We start from the raw sequence: 20,772 nt of genomic DNA on the forward strand, positions 1-20,772 counted from the left end.
GAAAGAAGTTACAATATATTTTTCATTCAGCAATTCAGAGAGAAGATTTGATAGCAAAAATATGCAAGTGAAGGATTGATGAATAAATTATGACAAGAAAATGAATAATTTTCAGAAAAATAAAATAAATTATTTATTTTTTTCTGAAAATATAATATAGTTATGGCACAGAAAGTATTTTAACATAAGGAGGCTTTTTATGAGGATTAAAGGGAATTACGTGCCGAAAAGGGAAGTTTTACTGTGCTCAAGTTCGATTACGATAGGGGAAGCGTTAGAGCATTTAAATAAAACAGGGTATCGTTGTGTACCAGTTTTAGATGAAAAAAAAGAGAAATTTTTAGGGAATATATATAAAGTAGATATTTTAGAATATAAAGGATCACTTGATGAGAGTGTAATACAATTATTAAACGATAAAGAAGGATTTGTGAGAGAAGATTCATCTTTCTTTAAAGTATTTTTTACAATAAAAAAATTGCCTTATTTATCAGTAGTTGACGAAAAAGGGGTTTTCCTTGGAATTTTAACGCATAAAAAAGTTTTTGAGTTATTAGAGGATGCATGGGGCGTTCACTCTAGTAAATACTCTGTCATGATTGGGACGCAAGACTATAATGGAGCAATCCAAAAGTTATCGACAGTTTTAAAGAAATACACTGGTATTCAAAGTTTGATGACTTTTGATAATGATGCCTTATTAGTTCGTAGAATTATGTTTACATTAGGAGAAGAGTTTAACGACGGTGAATTAGAGACATTATTGAAAGATTTAGAAGATCACGGATTTAGAGTTGTGTATGTGGAAGAGATGAAAAATCCACGTGAAGTTGAAACGATAGAGTAACATAACAAAAGCCATCTAATTATGAAGTGCACCCCAATTGTTAGACACAGTCTAACAATTGGAGGTGCATTTTTTATGGCTAAATTTTCTTCAAAAGAAAAAATCCAAGCGGTGAAACGATATTTAGATGGTACAGAAAGTGGAAAAACAATTGCTAAATCTATAGGAGTTAACCCTAGCGTACTTCGTGAGTGGATTAGACGATATGAGTCTTCAGGTGAAAAGGCCTTTGAAAAGTGCTATACATTCTACCCAGCCCAGTATAAACTAGATGTACTTTATTATATGAATGAACACGGGACATCTATCAGAGAAACAGCGGCACTTTTCAATATACCGTCTTATGAAACACTTCGGAAATGGAAAATAGCTTATGAAACAGGAGGATTGGATGCCCTACAATCAAAGAAAAAGGGGCGTCCAACCATGAAAGATAAAAAATAAAACCAGTAGATGAAGGATCAATCGAAGCCTTACAAGCGGAAAATGAACGTTTACGTATGGAAAATTCATATTTAAAAAAGTTGAATGCCTTAGTTCAAAACAAAGAAAAATCACCAAACAAGACAAAGCAAGTAATCTACGAGTTAAGGCATGAATTTCCTATCAAGGAGTTACTTCAACTCGCAAACATTCCACGTAGTACGTACTATTACTGGATGAAACATTTTAATCGTCCTGATCCAAATGCGGAGGTAAAAGAACTGATTCAAGCTATTTATAATGAACACGATGGTGTTATGGTTATCGTCGTATTCGTGATGAACTTATGAATCGTGGACACAAAGTAAATCATAAAAAAGTGTATCGTCTTATGAAAGAATTAGGGTTAAAATGTCTGGTTCGTATGAAAAAATATCGCTCTTACAAAGAGACAATTGGGAAAATTGCACCAAATATTTTAAATCGCAACTTCCAAGCTGAAAAACCAAATGAAAAGTGGGTTACAGATATTACGGAGTTTAAGTTATTTGGGGAGAAGTTATACCTATCACCAATGTTGGATTTATTTAATGGTGAAATTATCACGTATACAATTGGTTCAAGACCGACCTATTCCCTTGTTTCAACGATGTTGGACCAAGCCCCTTATTGTGTAACCGATCCGGATAAACTCCTCATTCACTCTGATCAAGTTGGCACTATCAAATGAAACAATACCGTCATTCTCTTAAGAATTGTGGCATAACTCAAAGTATGTCTCGCAAAGGAAACTGTTATGACAATGCCGTTATTGAAAATTTCTCCGGTATCATGAAATCGGAATTTCTGTATCGAAAAGAATTTGAAAGTATAACACATTTCAAACAAGAGTTAGCAAAGTATATAGAATACTATAATCATAAAAGAATTAAGGCAAAATTAAAGGGTATGAGCCCAGTACAATACCGGGCTCATACCCTAGAGGCTGCCTAATGAAACGACCTGTCTAACTTTCGGGGGTCACTTCAATTATGGATGGCTTTTGTTATGTTACGTGTGTAAAGTTATTTGAAAATAACGATAGGATAATAGGTGAGATTGTAACAATATTTGTGTAAGAGAATAAAAATGTAGATAATTTTGATTTTCAAAAAAATCAATTTGAAAATATGTTTTTATTTTGCAACTAAATATGTTACTATATGTGTGATAAAAACAAAGAGGTCTGACAACTATACTCCACGTAATAACACTCTAATGATTTAAAAATTCAAAAAAATCAAAATTCAAAACGGCAATTGTAATAATGATTAGAGTAAAAATAAGGGGAATGGAGAAATTATGGAGAAAGACACTGCTTTGTAAGGGGCATATTTTATCATCTTGAGCAGAGAGGAGGATGCATAGCATATTGTAAAATATAGAGATAAACAATGAAAAAGTGCTATGCAAATAAAGAGCATGAAGGGACGTTTAAGGCCAGGTGATACGGTAGCAATTGGTTTAATGCTATTTGCATTATTTTTAGGAGCAGGAAATTTAATTTTTCCGCCAGTTTTAGGTCAACAAGCAGGAGAGAATGTTTGGATTGCTACAATAGGATTCCTTGTAACGGGAGTCGGATTACCCCTACTAGCTGTAACAGCTGTCGCGTTTGTAGAGGGGGACTTGAAAGCGCTATCTTCTAGAGTCCACCCTATATTTGCGTTTATTTTCCCATTGATTAGTTATTTAGCAATTGGACCATTTTTCGCGATTCCTCGTACTGGAGCTGTTTCGTTTGAAATGGGTATGAAGCCGTTTTTATCAGAGGCAATGGTTTCAGAGTGGTACATGCTATTTCTTTTCACGATAGTTTTCTTCGGAATAACGTGGTATTTATCATTAAATCCATCTAAATTAGTGGATTGGTTTGGAAAGTTTCTTACACCATTATTAGTATTAATTGTCGCTGTTATTGTCGGAAAGGCAATCATTGATCCAATTGGAGAGCCAGCTACGCCGTTAGCTGCTTACAAAGAAAATGCTTTCTTTGGTGGATTTATTCAAGGATATTTAACGATGGATGCAATTAGCGCGCTCGTATTCGGAATTGTCGTCGTCCAAGTTATCCGCTCTAAAGGGATAAAAGAGAGTAGTCAAATTGCAAAAATAACAGTAGTATCAGGTATTATCGCTGTACTTGGTTTAACGTTAATTTATTTATCACTTGCTTATCTTGGTTCAACAAGCACATCACTTGGTATCTCAGAAAACGGTGGTCTTATTTTAACGAATGTTGTAAATGAGCTATATGGGACGAGTGGTAAAATTTTATTAGGGCTTGTTATTATACTCGCTTGTTTAACAACTTCTGTTGGGTTAACATCTGCGTGTGCGGGTTTCTTTACAAACTTATTCCCAAAACTTTCGCATAAAACGATTGTAACAATGGTATGTGTATTTAGTTTAATTGTATCTAACCTAGGTTTAACACAATTAATCGCAGTAACATTACCTGTGTTAATGATTATTTATCCAGTTGCAATTGTATTAATCGTACTTTCGTATTTCCATAAGTGGATTGGGAAGCGTAATACAATTTATATTGGAGCTATTTTAGGTGCATTGTTAATTAGTTTCTTTAACGGTTTAGAAAGTGCGAAAATTAAAATTGACGCGATTTCTAATGTACTACAAATGTTACCGTTATATAACGAAGGAATCGGATGGTTAATTCCATCATGTATTGGCGGGATTCTCGGTTTCTTCTTCTATAAATCAAATGAATCAAGTGAATTACAAAAGAAAGGTGCTTAGGCACCTTTCTTTTTTTAAAGGGGATTTTTGTATTTTGTCTAAGTAATAATTGGGGGGAATGATAAATGGCTAATTTTGAAGATTTTTTAAATTTGGATTTGAGAATTGGAACTGTAATACATGCAGAGGAATTTAAAGAAGCGAGAGTACCAGCGATTAAACTAGCAATAGATTTTGGAGAAATCGGGATAAAGCAGTCAAGTGCTCAAATTACGAAAAGGTATAGTCCAGAAGAGTTAATCGGTCAACAAATCGTTGCTGTTGTAAACTTTCCACCAAAGCGTGTAGCTGGATTCAAATCAGAAGTGCTTGTGCTTGGCGGCGTTCCTGAAGCTGATGATGTAGTGTTGCTTCAGCCTAATATGGAATTGCCAAATGGAACAAAAATTAGCTAGGGTGAAGGTAGGGGCTAATATGGATATCGGACGAGAATATTTACAATGTGCGATTTCGAACTTTAAAGCAATAAAGAAACAAGGAGAACGGGCACTTTCTCAATTATCATATGAACAAATACAATGGTCTTCTCATGAAGAAACAAATAGTATAGCGATTATTATTAAGCATCTGCACGGTAATATGCGTTCTAGATGGACGGATTTTTTTACGTCTGATGGTGAAAAAACAGATCGTAATCGAGATGGTGAATTTGAGGGATGCTATCATTCAAAAGAAGAAGCCATTATAGCTTGGCAAGAAGGATGGAAATATGTTTTTAATACGATAAATACTTTAACGCCGGAACACTTATTGAAGACGGTATACATTCGCGGTGAAGAACATACTGTCATGCAAGCAATTGAAAGGCAAATTTCTCATTATGCATTGCATATTGGTCAGATTATTTACATTGGGAAGATGTTAAAAGAAAATGAGTGGGAATGTTTAAGTATTCCGAGAGATCAGTCTGCGCATTATGTAGAGAAAAAACGTTCAACATAATAATAAGAAAGAAACCGATAAAAAATGGGGAAAAAGAAAGTCAGCCAAATAATAGATGGTTCTGTAATCATAAGAATACTGCCAAAAATAAGTCCATATACAATAAGAAAGAAATTGAAAAGTGTATTCAAAGGGAGAAATCGTGAGATGAACACTTGCTGTCCTTTATAACAATCACTGTGAAATAAATAAAAGCGGAAGTACCATGTGGCTGTAATAAGATCTTTCTTTCTCACAATTCTTTTTTTGCATGTATGACAGATAAATGGTGGTTGCATTTCATTACGCTCCATTTTTTATTTTCATAATAATGTGAGACAAAAGTAGGTACAAAGTGTATGTTCCTATATACGTTCCTGCAATAAGGAAAAATGGATTCAGTAAAATTCCATGAATGCTCGTCATGAAAACTAAATCTTGTATTAAAACATCGTATATATTAATGGAAATAATTATACCGAGTACATAAAGTGCCAAGTACGCAGAAATATGTAGCACAATAGAGATTTTTGGATGCTTAGCGGACAAATAAAAAATGAATGATAGAGCGATTGGTAATATTCCTATTAATAGCTTCAATTCATTTCACCTCATTAACAATATAGCCGAAATTTTAACGGTCTATTCTCTAGGGCTTGTACATAACTTGAAATAGAGAGGTGATAGTATGAATCGGGGCTTTTTTTTTATGAAGTTTACAAGTATGCGTAAGTTAGTTTTATTTGTTATTACTACAGTGCTAGCGACTTTTTTTCTTATTAGTCTGATGGTAACCTCTATGAAAGAGACGAAGTCAACGTATTTATATAATTGGTTAAATGAGTTATCGATGAATGGTTACATGTATGTACTTGGAAAAGAGAATCATTATTTTACACAGGAGTATCGAAATTTGAATCAAGATTTTTCAATTTCTTCTTTTCTCTTTTCTATGGCTACAAATATTCGCTTTAATGATATACGCAGTTTTGTCGGGAAAGAGCTCCCCGGGTTCGGTAAGTACGATACTGAAATTGTTATTGCGGGTGAGGGTACAAATTATTCTAACTTACCGATAGAGTCGAGTGTTCCTCTTGAAGAAGTAGTGAAGGAACGGACTAGTGGAACTGGACAAGCACCTAAACAAGATACGAATAAAGAGAAAAAACAGCCGTCCCAAACGACTGGAAAGAGACAAGTTGCGTTTATTTATCATACACATAGCTGGGAATCTTATTTACCTTTACTTAACTTAACGAATGACCCGAATCCGAATAAAGCAACGAGTTCTGTATCGAATATTTCTATGTTAGGAGACCGTTTCCGTGAACAACTAGAAGGTGAAGGGATTGGAGCTACTAACGATAAGAGTGATGTTGGTCAAAAGTTAATAAGTAAAGGTTTAAATAGTAATAGTTCGTATAAAATGTCACGAGAAATTGTGCAACAAGCTATGGCTGGAAATAAAGATCTTCAATACTTTTTTGATTTGCATCGTGATAGTGCCCGAAAGAATGTAACGACAAAAACAATTGGAGATAAATCATATGCAAAGCTTGCATTTGTAGTAGGGAAAGGAAATAAAAACTATGAAAAAAACTTACAATTAGCGACAGCTTTACATGAGGCGATTAATAAGAAATATCCAGGAGTGAGTCGTGGGGTCATTCAAAAAGGGTTCCAGACAGGAAATGGAATCTATAATCAAGACCTATCAGGACAAGCGATATTAATAGAAGTTGGCGGTGTAGATAATACGGAGGAAGAATTGAATCGATCAATTGATGCACTTGCTAAAGCATTTGGTGAATATTTTTGGCAGGCAGAAAAAGTGAATGGATAAAGTGAAACGTGAATTAGCCAGGACATCTATCGATAATTATTAGCTCACTTCAATTTTGGAAAAACGTAAGTGTAATGCTTGCGTTTTTTCTTTGTAATGGTGAGACGTCACAGAATAGACATAATTTGTCGGTGTTATAGTAATATCGAAATTTGTCAATTTATAGTAGGAGATTTACAAAGGGATTTTCGAGAAAGTAGAGAAAATCTTTTTATAAGGAAAACTTTTTATTATGAAACTGGTAGGGTGATTGAAGTGATTAGGGAGATCGAAATAGAAGATGCAGCATCATTTTTACAATTAAGTAAGCAATTAGATGAAGAAACGAAGTTTATGTTATATGAACCAGGAGAAAGAAAAACTACAGCTGAGCAACAAGAAAAAATAATCCATCGCTTTATAGAAAATGAATATGCAACAATATTTGTAGCAGTTGAAGATGAGAGGATAGTAGGTTTTATATTAGTGAATGGAAATAACATTCAAAGAAAGAGACATGTGGCAACCATTGTAATTGGTATTTTGCAAGAGTATAACGGGCGAGGTATTGGGACGAGATTGTTTAAAGAGGTTGAGAAGTGGGCAAAATTACATGATGTATGGCGTTTAGAATTAACAGTAATGGCCCACAATACAAGAGCTCAGACACTATATAAAAAAGCTGGATTTGAGAAAGAAGGTGTCAAAAAAGCTGCTCTTATTATCGATGGAAAGGAAATCGATGAGTATGAAATGGCCAAATTATTAAAATAAGAGGTCGTTATATGAAAAAAAGATGGGCACTACTCGGTATCGTAGCTGCAATAATTATTGTTGGAGTAGCAGGAATCAATTATAAAATGTATAAGGATAAGCAAGCGCGGGAAGTAAGTGTAAATAGCATATTTCCGAAAGCGAAAGAAACGATTGCTAATATGGATGGGGATATTGCGGTAATTAATAATCCGAATTCAATGCTTGTACTTGTGAATAAAAGTAGGCGTTTACCAGATGGTTATAGACCGCCAGATTTAGTTATTCCGAAAGTGCGCTACTCTAGTGAAGGTGATCAAGAAAAGAAAAAGATGAGAAAAGAGGCAGCGAGGGCGCTTGAGGAAATGTTCCAGCAAGCTAACAACGAGCGTATTTTTCTTTTTGCAGTTTCTGGATTTAGATCCTTTGATCGACAAAAAGCATTAAATACGATGTATAAAAAACAAGATGGGGAAGCAAAAACAGCAATGTCTAGCGCGGTTCCTGGCACAAGTGAGCATCAAACTGGATTAGCTATGGATATTACGTCTCAATCTGCTAAATTTCAGTTAGAGACGGTTTTTGGGGAAACGAAAGAAGGTCAGTGGCTTTCTGAAAATGCCCATAAATTTGGTTTTGTGATTCGATACACAAAAGCGAAAGAAACGATTACGGGCTATCGGTATGAACCATGGCACGTAAGGTATGTGGGAAATCCACAAGCTACATATTTGTATGATAATCAACTGACGCTTGAAGAAGTAACAGAGTAAATGATTGAGGGGAGAGACGTATAATGACGATGTTATATAAGAAAAAAGTACATGCATATATTACAAGAGAAAAAGAGGGGGTTATGCAATTACTTGTTTTTAAACATCGTGATATACATGAAGCTGGTATTCAAGTGCCAGGAGGAACGGTTGATGAAGGTGAAACGTTAGAAGCGGCTATATTGCGTGAAGTACAGGAAGAATCCGGATTGCGTCATTTATGCATAGAACGTTTTTTAGCAGATTACATCATACATATGAAAGAAAAACAGGAATATGAAAAACGCCACTTTTTCCATGTTACTTTACTAACAGATGTAAAGGATACTTGGGAACATATTGTAAGTGCTGGTGAGGAAGATAAAGGATTAGTATTTTGCTACGAATGGGTTGATATTGCAAAATGCCCTGAATTAGCTGGGAAACAAGGTGAGTTTTTACATTTATTAGATGAAATATACACACAGTAACGTTAGAGTCTGAAACGAAGGTTAATCCGTTTCAGACTTTTTTTATTTTTCGGGAAATTAAAGGTGTTTAAATAAGGAAATTGAATTTCTTTAAAGGAATATTAATTTAGGATGTGTTGAGGTGAAAAAAATGAAAAAGTAAGGGGTATACGCTAAAAAATTTCATATAAGGGAGAATATAAATGGAAATTCAGTTTAATCCAATCTTAAAAAAGGAATTAACAATTCAAGATATTCAAAATGAAATGGAATCAGGAAAGTTAACTTCAAAAGAGCTAGTGATGTATTATCTTTATAGAATCGCAAAGTATGATCAAGACGGACCGAAAATCAATTCAATTTTAGAAATCAATCCAGATGCAATTTTTATTGCAGAAGCGTTAGATTATGAAAGAAAGACAAAAGGTATAAGGGGTCCATTACATGGAATACCTGTTTTGCTTAAGGATAATATTGAAACGAATGACTCCATGCATACAAGTGCAGGTACAATAGCTCTAGAACAAAATATAAGCAGTGAAGATGCATTTCTCGTTACTCAACTGCGAGAAGCAGGAGCGGTGATAATAGGAAAAACAAATATGACAGAATTAGCAAATGCAATGTCTTTTGAAATGTGGGCTGGATATAGTGCAAGAGGTGGTCAAACAATCAATCCATACGGAACGGGCAAGGACCCTATGTTTGTTGGCGGATCTAGTACAGGATCTGCGATAGCAGTTGCTGCTAACTTTACAGTAGTATCTGTTGGGACAGAAACCGATGCTTCTATTTTGAGCCCCGCTGTTCAAAATTCTGTAGTAGGTATTAAACCGACTGTCGGTTTAATTAGTCGTAGAGGAATTATTCCATTTACTTATTCGCAAGATACAGCTGGACCATTTGCTAGAACGGTAACCGATGCTTCTATTTTGCTAGGGAGTTTAATTGGGGTAGATGAGAAAGATGTTGCTACTCATAGAAGTGAAGGTAGGGGAGAGCATGATTATACAAAATATCTTGATGTTAATGGCTTAAATGGAGCGAAGATTGGTGTGTTTAACGCTGCACCAAAAGATTATTACGAAAATGGTGAGTATGATGAAAACTTGTTTAAGGAAACGATCCAAGTATTACGTAATGAAGGAGCGACAGTAGTAGAAAATATTGATATTCCTTCTTTTCATAGAAAATGGAGTTGGGGAGTTCCGCTTTATGAACTGAAGCATAGTTTAGATAACTATCTTTCTAAATTACCTTCTACTATTCCGATACATTCTATTTCGGAGTTAATGGAGTTTAATAAAAACATAGCAGAAAGAGCTTTAAAATATGGACAAACTAAGTTAGAGGGAAGAAAAGACTTTCCAAATACGTTACGAAATCCAGAATATTTAAATGCGAGATTAGAAGATATATATTTTTCTCAAGAACAAGGCATTGATTTTGCATTGGAAAAATATAATCTTGATGCGATACTGTTTCCTTCCTATATAGGTTCTACTATATGTGCGAAAGCGGGTTATCCGTCTATAGCAATACCAGCTGGGTATATGGAAAGCGGGAGACCTTTTGGAATTACGATTGCAAGTACTGCCTTTAGTGAAGGGATATTAATTAAGCTAGGTTATGCTTTTGAACAAGCGACAAAGCATAGAAAAATCCCCAACTTATCATGAATAGAATAAACAAAGAGGACAGGAATCCCTGTCCTCTTTGTTTTAGTGATTAAAGTGAAATATCGTTCTGCTCTGTCTTATGATATTTTAATAAACTAAAAGATAAACAAGCGGAACATAAAATAAGAATAGAAGCGATGATATAAATTGTACGAACACCGAACATATCAGTAATAATGCCAATGCTAAGCATAGATAGTCCAGAGGCTGTTGAAAGAAGTGCACCATGTGCTGTATACATTTTGGATAATAAAGCAGGGGCGACACTTGATTGTAAAACAGTCGTTTGGGAAATATCTCTAATTTGATAACATGGTCCCATTAGAACACATAGAAAAAGCGCAATAAATCCGCTGCTCGTCATACCGTATAAAAATGTAAGAATGCTAAATATAAGAGAGCCAATCGACATAGATCGTATTAAATTGTTTTGAATATAGGAACTCATTTTCCATGCTAATAGACCACCGATTAACGTGCCAACATAATAACTTGTATTAATATATCCCCACCATTCTTCGCCTTTATGAAGGATAGTCGTAACGTATGCCATCGTAATAGCACCAATCCATATTGTCCCTGCGAAAGTTTCGATTAAGTCCATATATGTAACGGTACGGAGAGAAGGATTTTGAAATAGGAGTTTCCAACCTTCCAATAAAATAGTACTTTTGGAAGAGGGAGAATCTGCTATTCTTTCAGTATGTATGGAACGTAATGAAAAATGTAATGCAATACATCCGAAAATCATTAAAATGTTATTAATCATGAGTGTAGAAGTAGCACCAATGAGAAGAACGACAATACTCGTAAATGAATAAGCAACGGCTTGCACAATTTGTGTTGAAAAGGAAAAGATACTATTTACTTTTACTAATTTTTCTTTCGGTGTAAGGCGCGGAAGAATACCATATAATAATGGAGCACTCCACCCACTACATAATGAAATGACAAAAATAAAAGTTAATAGAGCTATAATGTTTGTGGATAAGACCGGGAACAAAATCATTAATAATAGTAAAAAGACTGTTTTCAGCCATTGGAGCGTATATAACAACGTATAAGATGGAAAACGTTTTATTATAAGTGGTGCAGAGATGTTAGCAATTAGATTTGTGATAACTTGTAATAATGGAAAAAGAGCAGTAATAGTAGCTGATTTAGTTGCTATATAAATATGAGTTGTAATAATCATTACATATACGATGTCAGCGAGAGTAATGCATATTTTTGAACCTAAATAGTAGATTAGTGACAGGTTTCTCAATAAGAATATCACCTCTATAAAAAATAGTATTTAGTAATTAGAATAATTGTAATTTAAAAATTAAAATTTTTAAAGAATTTAATTTTTTGTCACTTTTTGAAAGGGATTTTCATGTATAATGAAGAATATATTGATATAGTATTATATTAATGATCATTGTAACAGTGAATATGTACAATAGCTTGTAGCGAACGCCCGAGTGTAAGAAAGGGCGGATAAACCATTCTTTTCTTCATATACATATAGAAAATGAGAAAGAAAGCGAGGGTTGCATATGGCTGCTTGGGTAATTTGGTTTATAATAGCTGGTATTTTATTTATCGCAGAAATGTTGTCGATTACATTTTACATGCTTTGGCTTGGAATTGGAGCTGTTGTCGGAGGTCTTATTGCTTTGTTTGCTCCTGATGCACTACTGTTACAAGTTACTGTTGGTGCAATTGTAAGTTTAACTTTGACATTCTTTACGAAAAGAATTTCAAAAAACTTTCGAGAAGCAAAAGGATTTACTGATACAGTAGATATGCTTGTTGGTAAAAAAGGGATCGTTATGCAAGCGATTACAAATGAAGCGAATGGTATTGTGAAAGTGGATGGAGATACTTGGACAGCTATTGCAGATTCTTCAATTGATGCTGGAGAAAAAGTCGTTGTTATAAAGAGACATAGTACTATATTACAAGTGAAAAAGGAGAGTGAATAAATATGGTAGCATTAACGTTAACGATTATATTCGCACTAATTGTAGTTACATTTATCGCATTAACAATTAAAATTATTCCTCAGCAAAAAGTTGGGGTTGTTGAAAGATTTGGTAAGTTTCAACGTATCATGCACCCAGGGTTAAATATTTTAATACCAATTGTAGATCGTGTTCGTGTATATCATGACTTACGCATTCAACAAACGAATGTACCACCGCAAAAGGTAATTACGAAAGATAATGTTCAAGTAGAAATTGATACAATTATTTTCTATCAAATTGTTGAACCAGAACTTGCGACATATGGTATTTCAAACTATGAATATGGTGTTCGTAATATTACTTCAGCAACGATGCGTCAAATCATCGGTAAAATGGAACTAGATGAAACGTTATCTGGTCGTGAAAAAATTTCAACAGAAATCCGCTTAGCGCTTGATGAAGCAACAGAAAAATGGGGCGTACGTATTGAACGTGTCGAAGTTGTTGATATTAACCCGCCAAAAGATGTGCAAGCATCAATGGAAAAACAAATGAAGGCTGAGCGTAATAAACGTGCGATTATTTTAGAAGCTGAAGCAGCAAAACAAGATAAAGTCCTTCGCGCTGAAGGGGAAAAGCAAAGTAAAATCTTGATGGCTGAAGGGGATAAAGAAGCGCGTATTCGCGAAGCTGAAGGTATAAAAGAAGCAAAAGAATTAGAAGCACAAGGGGAAGCACGAGCAATTGAAGAAATCGCAAAAGCAGAACAAAATCGTATTGAATTGCTTCGTGAAGCGAATTTGGATGAGCGTATACTTGCTTACAAATCATTTGAATCATTAGCTGAAGTTGCAAAAGGACCAGCAAATAAAGTCTTTATTCCGTCTAATGCAATTGAAACACTTGGTACTCTTGGGGCAATTGGAGAAATATTTAAAGAAAAACAAGCGAAGAAACTACCTTCAAATGATACAGGAAAAGAACAATAAAAGTGAGGAAGAGAAATGGGATACCATTTCTCTTTTTTTTGCGTATATTCCGAAAAGCTTGTACATATCCATGTATAAAGAAGGTGATGCAGTGAAAAAGTATGCAACTCGAATACATGGGAAGAAACTGATTTCGTTACTCCTTTTATATGCGCTAATAGTAATTATGATAGCGTCGATTTTGACGTCATTTTTACATACAATGAAATCGAATTATGCAAATCAATGGTTTGGAAAAGTATCGATGCAAGGTTTTGTTCAAATGATAGAAAGTGAGAATCGCTATTACGGATTTGATTATTTTAAGAAGAATAAAAGAGAGTCAGTTGGGAATTTAATGTTCTCTATCGCGACAGATTTGAAAATTAAAGATTTAAGAACATTCGTCGGTAAAGAAGTACCAGGTATGTCAAAGTATTATTCTAATATTATCGTAGCTGGGGAAGGGACAAACTTGACGAATATCCCAAATGAATCTAGTGTACCGATTGAAGAAGTAACGAAAGAACGTGAAATAGCAAAAGATAAAGTTACAGAAGCGGAAAAGAATAATCCGGTTCAGAAAAAGAACGGAGCGAAAAAAGGTGAAAGTGCAGTATATATTTATCATACACATAGCTGGGAATCCTTCTTTCCATTATTACCAGGGGCAACTGATCCATCTAGCCCAGATGTAAATGTGTCTTTACTAGGGAAACGTATGAAAGAGCAACTTGAAGGACAAGGAATTCCGGTAGTTCATGATAAAACGAATATGGGTGATTTATTAGCGAGTAAAAAGTGGGTATGGTATCAGTCATATAAAGCGTCTCATGAATATGTAAAAGAGGCATTAGCACAAAATAATAAAATTGCGTTTCCGATTGATATACACCGTGACGATCAGCGTAAGAAAGTAACAACAAAAGTAATTAACGGAAAATCGTATGCAAGATTATATTTTATAATTGGGATGGAAAATGAAGGCCGTGCTGAAAATGAAAAAATTGCAAGAGCGATCAATAGTTATTTAGATGAAAACTATTACGGATTAAGTAGAGGGATTTTTCCAAAGTATAAAAAAGATGGAAATGGCGTTTATAATCAAGATTTATCGAAAAATGCGATGTTAATTGAAGTTGGTGGTGTTGATAATACGTTAGATGAATTATATAACACAATTGATGTGTTAACAGAAGCGTTTAGTAAATATTATTGGAATGATGCGGAAAAAGTGAATGGATGAGGGACGGGAGACCGTTCCTTTTTTATTTTGGAATCTTAAAATGTGATATAATGGAATTTTATGAATGTTAAATAAAGGGGGAGAGAAACATGCAAATACTACTAATACGCCACGGAGAATCAGAAGCTGATATTTTACATGTGCATGAAGGACGAGCTGATTTTGAGTTAACTGAAAAAGGGAGACAACAAGTACAAAAACTTGTACAGAAAGTGAAAAAAGATTTTGCACCAGATTTCATTTGGGCAAGCACATTAAAACGCGCTCGTGAAACGGGTGAAACATTAGCAGAAGCAATTGGTTGTCCAATTCAATTAGAAGAGGAATTAATGGAGTTTAATAATGGAGTGCAAGCAGGCTTATCATTTGAAGAAGCAAAGAAATATCCAGAACCAAAGTTTCTTCATGATCGTTTTGAAAACGGGGAATCGTTTATTGAGTTTCGAATGAGAATAGAAGGAATCTTTTCTAAAATCGTGACAGAGAATACATATGACCGAATTGCAATTGTTGCCCATGGAGGCGTAATTAATAGTCTATTACGTGCATTTTTCAAAATGCCAATTTCAATGGACTACTATTTCAAAATGGGAGATACGGGAATAAGTTTAATTGAAATTGAGGGTGAACAAAAAACGGTGCATTTCATTAATGATACGAATCATTTGGACGGGATGTAAAGACTTATGTACAAAGTTGTATTTTTAAATCGTTTTCACTATATTGGTTAAGCATATAAATAGAAGTATCAATAGCAACTTTTAGTTGATGCAATGCAGATTGAACAAACATTGTAATTCTCCTCGTCTCCGTATATAATAGTTTCTTGAGGATATTATATCATACTCAAAATTCCGAAAATTCTAGTAGTTTGACTAGCATAATGAAAAGTATTATATTGTAAAAGGTCATATGAAACGTGAAATAGAATGGAATGCAATTATTGAGTTAGGAGTTAGACCAATGAGTTTGAAATATGGAAGAGATACAATTGTAGAAATTGACTTAAATGCTGTAAAACATAATGTAAAAGAATTTAAAAAACATGTAAATGATGAAGAAATTAAGATGATGGCTGCTGTAAAAGCGAATGGGTATGGCCATGGGGCAGTTGAAGTTGCCAAAGCTGCAATTGAAGCGGGAATACATCAACTTGCAGTTGCATTTGTAGATGAAGCAATAGAATTAAGAGAAGCAGGAATTACTGTACCAATTTTAATTTTAGGATACACACCAGTAGCGGCTGTAGAAGATGTAATTCAATATGACGTTATGATGACTGTTTATAGAGTGGAAGATTTACATGGTATAAATGAAATTGCAAACCGTCTTCAAAAGAAAGTACAAATTCAAGTGAAAATTGATACAGGAATGAGTCGTATCGGTTTACAAGAAGAAGAAGTTAAACCATTTTTAGAAGAATTAAACCGTATGGAGTATGTAGAGGTAGTAGGGATATTTACGCATTACTCTACAGCAGATGAAATCGATAAATCATATACGAATATGCAAACAAGTTTATTTGAAAAGGCTGTTAATACAGCGAAAGAATTAGGAATTCAAATACCATATATTCATAGTTCAAATAGTGCGGGATCAATGGAATTAAGTAACACATTTCAAAATATGGTACGCGTTGGAATAGGAGTGTACGGTATGTATCCATCAAAAGAAGTGGATCATTCAGTCGTTTCTTTACAGCCTGCGTTGTCGTTAAAATCAAAAGTAGCTCATATTAAACATGCGAAGAAGAATCGTGGTGTAAGTTATGGGAATACGTATGTAACAACTGGTGAAGAATGGATTGCGACTGTACCAATTGGTTATGCTGATGGTTATAATCGTCAATTATCTAATAAAGGCTATGCGTTAATTAATGGGGTTCGAGTACCTGTTATTGGCCGTGTTTGTATGGATCAGTTAATGTTGGATGTTTCAAAAGCGATGCCAGTACAAGTAGGAGACGAAGTAGTATTCTACGGTAAACAAGGTGAAGAAAATATCGCAGTAGAAGAAATAGCGGATATGTTAGGTACAATAAACTATGAAGTTACATGTATGCTAGATAGAAGAATTCCGCGTGTCTATAAAGAAAATGACGAAACAACTGCAGTTGTAAATATATTAAGAAAAAACTGAATCATTTCGATTCAGTTTTTTTATTTTTTTATTCATATCAAATGCGAATATACCCTCGTTATGTAATACGGAGTAAACTTTGTGAAACACACTTTTTAGTTCAACTAAATTAAACTATCACCGGCAGAGATGACCAGTCCCGCAACAAAGATCTAATATACGAGAGTAGGGAAGAGCATCTTGTAAAACGAGGCTGGATAGGAGTATTCAACAAAATGTCCCCAATGTTTATTATAGATGTCTGCTAAAATATCATAATTAGAATAAATTGTTTTTTTAACATATGTATTCACCTAAAAATTAATTAAATTATAATAGTCATGCCTCGTGTTAATTTCAAAACCACATTGTGTATATAGTTTTAAAGCGTGGATATTTTTCGTTTCGACGTCTAACTCAATTGTTGAAACTCCTTCTGTAATAAGAGTATGTACTATATTACAAAGAATATCTTTTCCGTATCCTTTACCTTGATAAGAAGGATGAACGGCGAATCCTGATAGTGTAGTAGATTGCTCTTGTTTAGAAACTGTAATTGTTCCTATCACTTTTCCAGCAATAAGGGCACTGTAAACTTGATGGGAAGATGAATTCATCATTTTTTGTAACCATGTAGCCGTATTTTCTACTGAATCACCAAAAGCTTTACTAGAAATTTCAATAAGATCAAGAAGTGATTCTGAAGGTGTAAGAGTAAGCTGTATATTATTATCTGTTGTTTTTTGAATTTCGTTTGTTTTGAACTCCATACTATATTCACTATATAAATATGGTAACTTCATATGTTTTACAAATTCATTCCCAGAAATAGAATCCCCATTAATAATAAGAAGAGCTTCATCTGTCTCTCTATTTTGTATTTCTTTCATTGCAGTTTGTAAAAGGATAGTTCCGAAACGTTGTTTTCTAAAATGAGGATGTACAAAGCCTATTAGTTCAAGCTTTGTTGGTCTTTCGAAATCATACATATTTAAAGCACCAATTAATTGAGTACCGTTATAAAGAAGAAAATCGTTTATATAATCTTCATTTCGATTTTTTAAAAAGTTGATATGTAAATCTGAAGAGTAATCAAGATTGTCTTGTTGCCCACAAATATAAGCCAAATCCTTCATTTGCTGTATTTCACTTTCTGTTACAGAACGCTTTTTCTGAATATCCATTGTATACTCCCTCTCATTTGTATTTAAAAATAGGATGGGTGACTTAACCATTTCTTTAATTCCACATTACCTTGCACAGATAACAGTCGGTATAAATAACGATAAGGCTGTCTATATTCTTCTAAGTGAGGAATAGACATAATTGTTTCGTAACCACTTTTAAAGGCATGCGCTTCTTTTTCTGTAAATTCTATAAATTCATTATATAGCAGATGATGAGTTATGAGGATAAAGATAAAAAGATTGAAAGCATACTTACATTTATAGTGAAAACTCATTAAAAATATTATATTTCTCTATTTTTGTATGAATTGTCTAAAAATAATGGTGGTAATACTTGAATGTAAGACTCGTATCTTTAAATCTATGAAGAGTAAAAGTAAAATTAAGCATTCATTTATAAGATTGTGAATCACAATAATGTAGACTATAGAAAATATTTCTCAATAATAAAATGAAGAGAAAAGCATGAAGAAGTAGAATGCATTCATTTATAATAGACTTAAATTAATTAATATAATTAATTGTTAATTTTATTATATTAATTGGATAGGAGAGAATGTTATGGCAAATGTACTCGTAATAAATTTTCCTGGGGAAGGTCATATTAATCCGACTTTAGCTATTGTAAGTGAGTTAATTCAGCGAGGGGAAACAGTTGTTTCTTATTGTATTGAAGATTATAGAAAGAAGGTTGAAGCAACAGGTGTGGAATTCCGAGTGTTTGAGAATTTTCTCTCTCAAATTAATATTATGGAACGAGTAAATGAAGGTGGGAGCCCTTTGACGATGCTATCTCATATGATTGAAGCATCAGAGCGTATTGTTACTCAAATTGTAGAAGAAACAAAAGAGGAAAAATACGATTATTTAATATATGATAATCATTTTCCAGTAGGACGTATTATAGCGAATATTTTACAATTACCAAGCGTTTCATCCTGTACAACGTTTGCTGTTAATCAGTACATTAATTTTCATGATGAGCAAGAATCGAGACAAGTAGATGAAATGGATCCATTATATCAATCTTGTTTAGCGGGAATGGAAAGATGGAATAAGCAGTATGGAATGAAATGTAATAGTATGTATGATATTATGAACCATCCTGGTGATATTACGATTGTATATACTTCAAAAGAATATCAGCCACGTTCAGATGTATTTGATGAATCGTATAAATTTGTAGGTCCATCAATTGCTACTCGAAAAGAAGTGGGGAATTTTCCTACCGAAGATTTAAAAAATGAAAAAGTGATTTTCATTTCTATGGGAACAGTTTTTAATGAACAACCTGGTCTATATGAAAAATGTTTTGAAGCGTTTAAAGATGTTGATGCGACAGTCGTATTAGTCGTTGGTAAGAAGATAAATATAAGTCAATTTGAAAATATCCCGAAAAACTTTAAATTGTATAATTATGTCTCCCAATTAGAAGTTTTACAGCATGCTGATGTATTCGTGACACATGGTGGTATGAATAGTTCGAGTGAAGCGTTATATTATGGTGTTCCATTAGTTGTAATTCCGGTAACAGGGGATCAGCCATTCGTTGCAAAACGATTGGCTGAAGTAGGGGCAGGCATAACACTTAATCGTAACGAGTTAACTTCTGAATTGTTACGTGAGACTGTAAAGAAAGTAATGGATGATGTGACGTTTAAGGAAAATAGTCGTAAAGTGGGAGAGTCGCTTAGAAATGCTGGTGGATACCAAAGGGCAGTTGAGGAAATATTCAAATTAAAAATGAAGCCGTACGTAAAGATTAAATAGATGTTAAAAACACACTTACTTTTAATTGGTAAGTGTGTTTTTAGTATTACGCGTTACATGTAGTACATAAAAATAGCGATAAAGGTGAAACTTTTCTGTATATAAATCGATACCTTTGAATTAGTAGTAAATTTACGTTAAAATAATACTAAGAAAATATATAAGTTTTGGGGGTAATGAATGAAGAAAGTATTTGAATACGTATTATTAACAATTGGCTCAATTATAGTAGCAGGTTCATTAGAGCTTATTTTAGCACCTAATGGATTAGTAGATGGCGGGGTAACGGCTATTGCTATTATGGCAAATAAAGTCGCAGGATTACCGCTTTATGGTGTGTTCTTAGGAATTAATATCCCAATTTTATTATTTACTGCAAAAGTAATGGGAAAGAAATTTTTTATCCGTACATCTTATGCGAATGTAGTTACAACACTCGGATTAATTTATTTAAAACCATTTCCAGCAATTACGACTTCTGAGTTATTAATTGTACTTTATGGTGGAGTACTGTTTGGAATTGGTGTTGGGATTGTTGTTAAAATGGGTGGAGCAATTGACGGTTCAGAAATGTTAGCAGTTTGGATGAATAAACACTTTAATGTACCGATTAGTACATTTTTACTTGCAGTAAATGCAGTTATTTTCATCTTTGTTGCCATTTTATTTTCAATCGAACAAGCGATGTTCTCGTTAGCAATTTTCTATATTGTTACGAAGATGATTGATTTTATACTAGATGGTATTAATCAAGGTAAGAGCGTTATGATTATTTCTGGTAAGAATAAAGAAATAGGCGATTTACTTATGAAAGAATTGCAACTATCTGTTACGTATCTACATGGAGAAGGTGGTTTTTTAGGGGAGCATAAGAGAATCATTTATTGCATTACAAACCGATTCATTTATCCGAAAATGAAAGATCTCGTTCTCTCTGTAGATCCAACCGCTATAATTGAAGCTTCCTATTCAACAGAAACGACTGGTGTGAAACGTCCGGGAAGGAAAGCTAGGTCAGGTGAATAACTAGAAGAAGGCTGTCCAAAAAGTTATTTTGGAACAGCC

General features: G+C 33.9%; 20 protein-coding genes and 4 pseudogenes. 17 read left to right on the forward strand and 7 right to left on the reverse strand.

The window, feature by feature from the left end; all coding sequences use genetic code 11:
- The first annotated feature begins 199 nt into the window (after nucleotides 1–199).
- The 5 genes and pseudogenes from cbpA (at nucleotide 200) to AXW78_RS10000 (ending at nucleotide 5,011) form a co-directional block, all read left to right on the forward strand.
- The gene (gene cbpA / locus AXW78_RS09970) at nucleotides 200–847 is read left to right on the forward strand and encodes a cyclic di-AMP binding protein CbpA (protein WP_001220526.1); all 648 of its coding nucleotides are present in this window, start codon (nucleotides 200–202) and stop codon (nucleotides 845–847) included.
- Between the two features lie 75 nt (nucleotides 848–922).
- Nucleotides 923–2,263 (forward strand): annotated as a pseudogene (locus tag AXW78_RS32000) (IS3 family transposase).
- Nucleotides 2,264–2,731: 468 nt separating this feature from the next.
- Nucleotides 2,732–4,069 carry a branched-chain amino acid transport system II carrier protein BrnQ4 gene (brnQ4, locus tag AXW78_RS09990; protein WP_000678504.1) on the forward strand — a complete coding sequence of 446 codons (1,338 nt, stop codon included), beginning with the start codon at nucleotides 2,732–2,734 and terminating at the stop codon, nucleotides 4,067–4,069.
- A 65-nt stretch (nucleotides 4,070–4,134) separates the two neighbouring features.
- A complete protein-coding gene (csaA, locus tag AXW78_RS09995; RefSeq protein ID WP_001263019.1) occupies nucleotides 4,135–4,464 on the forward strand; it encodes a chaperone CsaA in 330 nt (109 codons plus the stop codon).
- Complete coding sequence (locus AXW78_RS10000) at nucleotides 4,445–5,011, forward strand: DUF1572 domain-containing protein (protein ID WP_000435826.1); 567 nt, start codon at nucleotides 4,445–4,447, stop codon at nucleotides 5,009–5,011. Before csaA ends, AXW78_RS10000 begins: the two co-directional genes overlap by 20 nt.
- Here the strand turns inward: AXW78_RS10000 and AXW78_RS32005 are convergent.
- Nucleotides 4,984–5,289 (reverse strand): hypothetical protein, encoded by a 306-nt coding sequence (locus AXW78_RS32005; protein WP_002163956.1) that lies wholly within the window; start codon nucleotides 5,287–5,289, stop codon nucleotides 4,984–4,986. The genes AXW78_RS10000 and AXW78_RS32005 overlap by 28 nt on opposite strands.
- A gap of 4 nt (nucleotides 5,290–5,293) precedes the next feature.
- Nucleotides 5,294–5,590 carry a hypothetical protein gene (locus AXW78_RS10005; RefSeq protein ID WP_061884088.1) on the reverse strand — a complete coding sequence of 99 codons (297 nt, stop codon included), beginning with the start codon at nucleotides 5,588–5,590 and terminating at the stop codon, nucleotides 5,294–5,296.
- 88 nt (nucleotides 5,591–5,678) lie between these two features.
- On the opposite strand from AXW78_RS10005, the gene spoIIP (AXW78_RS10010) reads away from it, so the two are divergent.
- The 5 genes from spoIIP (AXW78_RS10010) (at nucleotide 5,679) to AXW78_RS10030 (ending at nucleotide 10,466) form a co-directional block, all read left to right on the forward strand.
- Nucleotides 5,679–6,833, forward strand: coding sequence for a stage II sporulation protein P (gene spoIIP / locus AXW78_RS10010; protein ID WP_001079281.1), 1,155 nt, complete (start codon nucleotides 5,679–5,681; stop codon nucleotides 6,831–6,833).
- Between the two features lie 255 nt (nucleotides 6,834–7,088).
- The gene (locus AXW78_RS10015; protein WP_000617569.1) at nucleotides 7,089–7,586 is read left to right on the forward strand and encodes a GNAT family N-acetyltransferase; all 498 of its coding nucleotides are present in this window, start codon (nucleotides 7,089–7,091) and stop codon (nucleotides 7,584–7,586) included.
- A gap of 11 nt (nucleotides 7,587–7,597) precedes the next feature.
- On the forward strand, nucleotides 7,598–8,338 hold the full coding sequence (locus AXW78_RS10020; protein ID WP_000747650.1) for a M15 family metallopeptidase: 741 nt from the start codon (nucleotides 7,598–7,600) through the stop codon (nucleotides 8,336–8,338).
- 23 nt (nucleotides 8,339–8,361) lie between these two features.
- Entirely contained in the window at nucleotides 8,362–8,808 is a 447-nt protein-coding gene (locus AXW78_RS10025; RefSeq protein WP_000178284.1) for an NUDIX hydrolase, read from the forward strand.
- Nucleotides 8,809–8,990: 182 nt separating this feature from the next.
- The gene (locus AXW78_RS10030) at nucleotides 8,991–10,466 is read left to right on the forward strand and encodes an amidase family protein (protein ID WP_061884089.1); all 1,476 of its coding nucleotides are present in this window, start codon (nucleotides 8,991–8,993) and stop codon (nucleotides 10,464–10,466) included.
- 49 nt (nucleotides 10,467–10,515) lie between these two features.
- On the opposite strand, the gene AXW78_RS10035 is transcribed toward AXW78_RS10030, so the two are convergent.
- Nucleotides 10,516–11,733, reverse strand: a complete 1,218-nt coding sequence (locus AXW78_RS10035) for an MFS transporter (RefSeq protein WP_001245221.1) — start codon at nucleotides 11,731–11,733, stop codon at nucleotides 10,516–10,518.
- A 274-nt stretch (nucleotides 11,734–12,007) separates the two neighbouring features.
- On the opposite strand from AXW78_RS10035, the gene AXW78_RS10040 reads away from it, so the two are divergent.
- The 4 genes from AXW78_RS10040 (at nucleotide 12,008) to AXW78_RS10055 (ending at nucleotide 15,312) form a co-directional block, all read left to right on the forward strand.
- Nucleotides 12,008–12,436, forward strand: coding sequence for an NfeD family protein (locus tag AXW78_RS10040; protein ID WP_000741974.1), 429 nt, complete (start codon nucleotides 12,008–12,010; stop codon nucleotides 12,434–12,436).
- Nucleotides 12,437–12,438: 2 nt separating this feature from the next.
- The gene (locus AXW78_RS10045) at nucleotides 12,439–13,407 is read left to right on the forward strand and encodes an SPFH domain-containing protein (protein WP_000226252.1); all 969 of its coding nucleotides are present in this window, start codon (nucleotides 12,439–12,441) and stop codon (nucleotides 13,405–13,407) included.
- Entirely contained in the window at nucleotides 13,385–14,632 is a 1,248-nt protein-coding gene (spoIIP, locus tag AXW78_RS10050) for a stage II sporulation protein P (RefSeq protein WP_000613903.1), read from the forward strand. The genes AXW78_RS10045 and spoIIP (AXW78_RS10050) overlap by 23 nt, the downstream gene beginning before the upstream one ends.
- Nucleotides 14,633–14,721: 89 nt before the next feature.
- On the forward strand, nucleotides 14,722–15,312 hold the full coding sequence (locus tag AXW78_RS10055) for a histidine phosphatase family protein (protein ID WP_001166446.1): 591 nt from the start codon (nucleotides 14,722–14,724) through the stop codon (nucleotides 15,310–15,312).
- A 16-nt stretch (nucleotides 15,313–15,328) separates the two neighbouring features.
- Here AXW78_RS10055 and AXW78_RS33795 read toward each other — a convergent pair.
- Nucleotides 15,329–15,424, reverse strand: a pseudogene (locus tag AXW78_RS33795) (DinB family protein); the annotation flags it as partial.
- Nucleotides 15,425–15,595: 171 nt separating this feature from the next.
- On the opposite strand from AXW78_RS33795, the gene alr reads away from it, so the two are divergent.
- A complete protein-coding gene (alr, locus tag AXW78_RS10060) occupies nucleotides 15,596–16,771 on the forward strand; it encodes an alanine racemase (protein ID WP_002182683.1) in 1,176 nt (391 codons plus the stop codon).
- Nucleotides 16,772–16,801: 30 nt separating this feature from the next.
- On the opposite strand, the pseudogene AXW78_RS34790 reads toward alr, so the two are convergent.
- From AXW78_RS34790 to AXW78_RS32015, 3 genes and pseudogenes are all read right to left on the reverse strand, one after another.
- A pseudogene (locus tag AXW78_RS34790) lies at nucleotides 16,802–17,064 on the reverse strand (class I SAM-dependent methyltransferase); the annotation flags it as partial.
- Entirely contained in the window at nucleotides 17,065–17,934 is an 870-nt protein-coding gene (locus tag AXW78_RS10065; RefSeq protein WP_061884090.1) for a GNAT family N-acetyltransferase, read from the reverse strand.
- A 23-nt stretch (nucleotides 17,935–17,957) separates the two neighbouring features.
- A pseudogene (locus AXW78_RS32015) lies at nucleotides 17,958–18,119 on the reverse strand (nitrate reductase); the annotation flags it as partial.
- Nucleotides 18,120–18,498: 379 nt separating this feature from the next.
- Here AXW78_RS32015 and AXW78_RS10070 point away from each other — a divergent pair.
- Together AXW78_RS10070 and AXW78_RS10075 are read left to right on the forward strand one after the other, a co-directional pair.
- Complete coding sequence (locus AXW78_RS10070) at nucleotides 18,499–19,707, forward strand: macrolide family glycosyltransferase (RefSeq protein WP_061884091.1); 1,209 nt, start codon at nucleotides 18,499–18,501, stop codon at nucleotides 19,705–19,707.
- Between the two features lie 180 nt (nucleotides 19,708–19,887).
- On the forward strand, nucleotides 19,888–20,733 hold the full coding sequence (locus AXW78_RS10075; RefSeq protein ID WP_000755126.1) for a YitT family protein: 846 nt from the start codon (nucleotides 19,888–19,890) through the stop codon (nucleotides 20,731–20,733).
- Nucleotides 20,734–20,772: the final 39 nt, after the last annotated feature.

Source organism: Bacillus thuringiensis, assembly GCF_001595725.1.
GTDB lineage: Bacteria > Bacillota > Bacilli > Bacillales > Bacillaceae_G > Bacillus_A > Bacillus_A thuringiensis_K.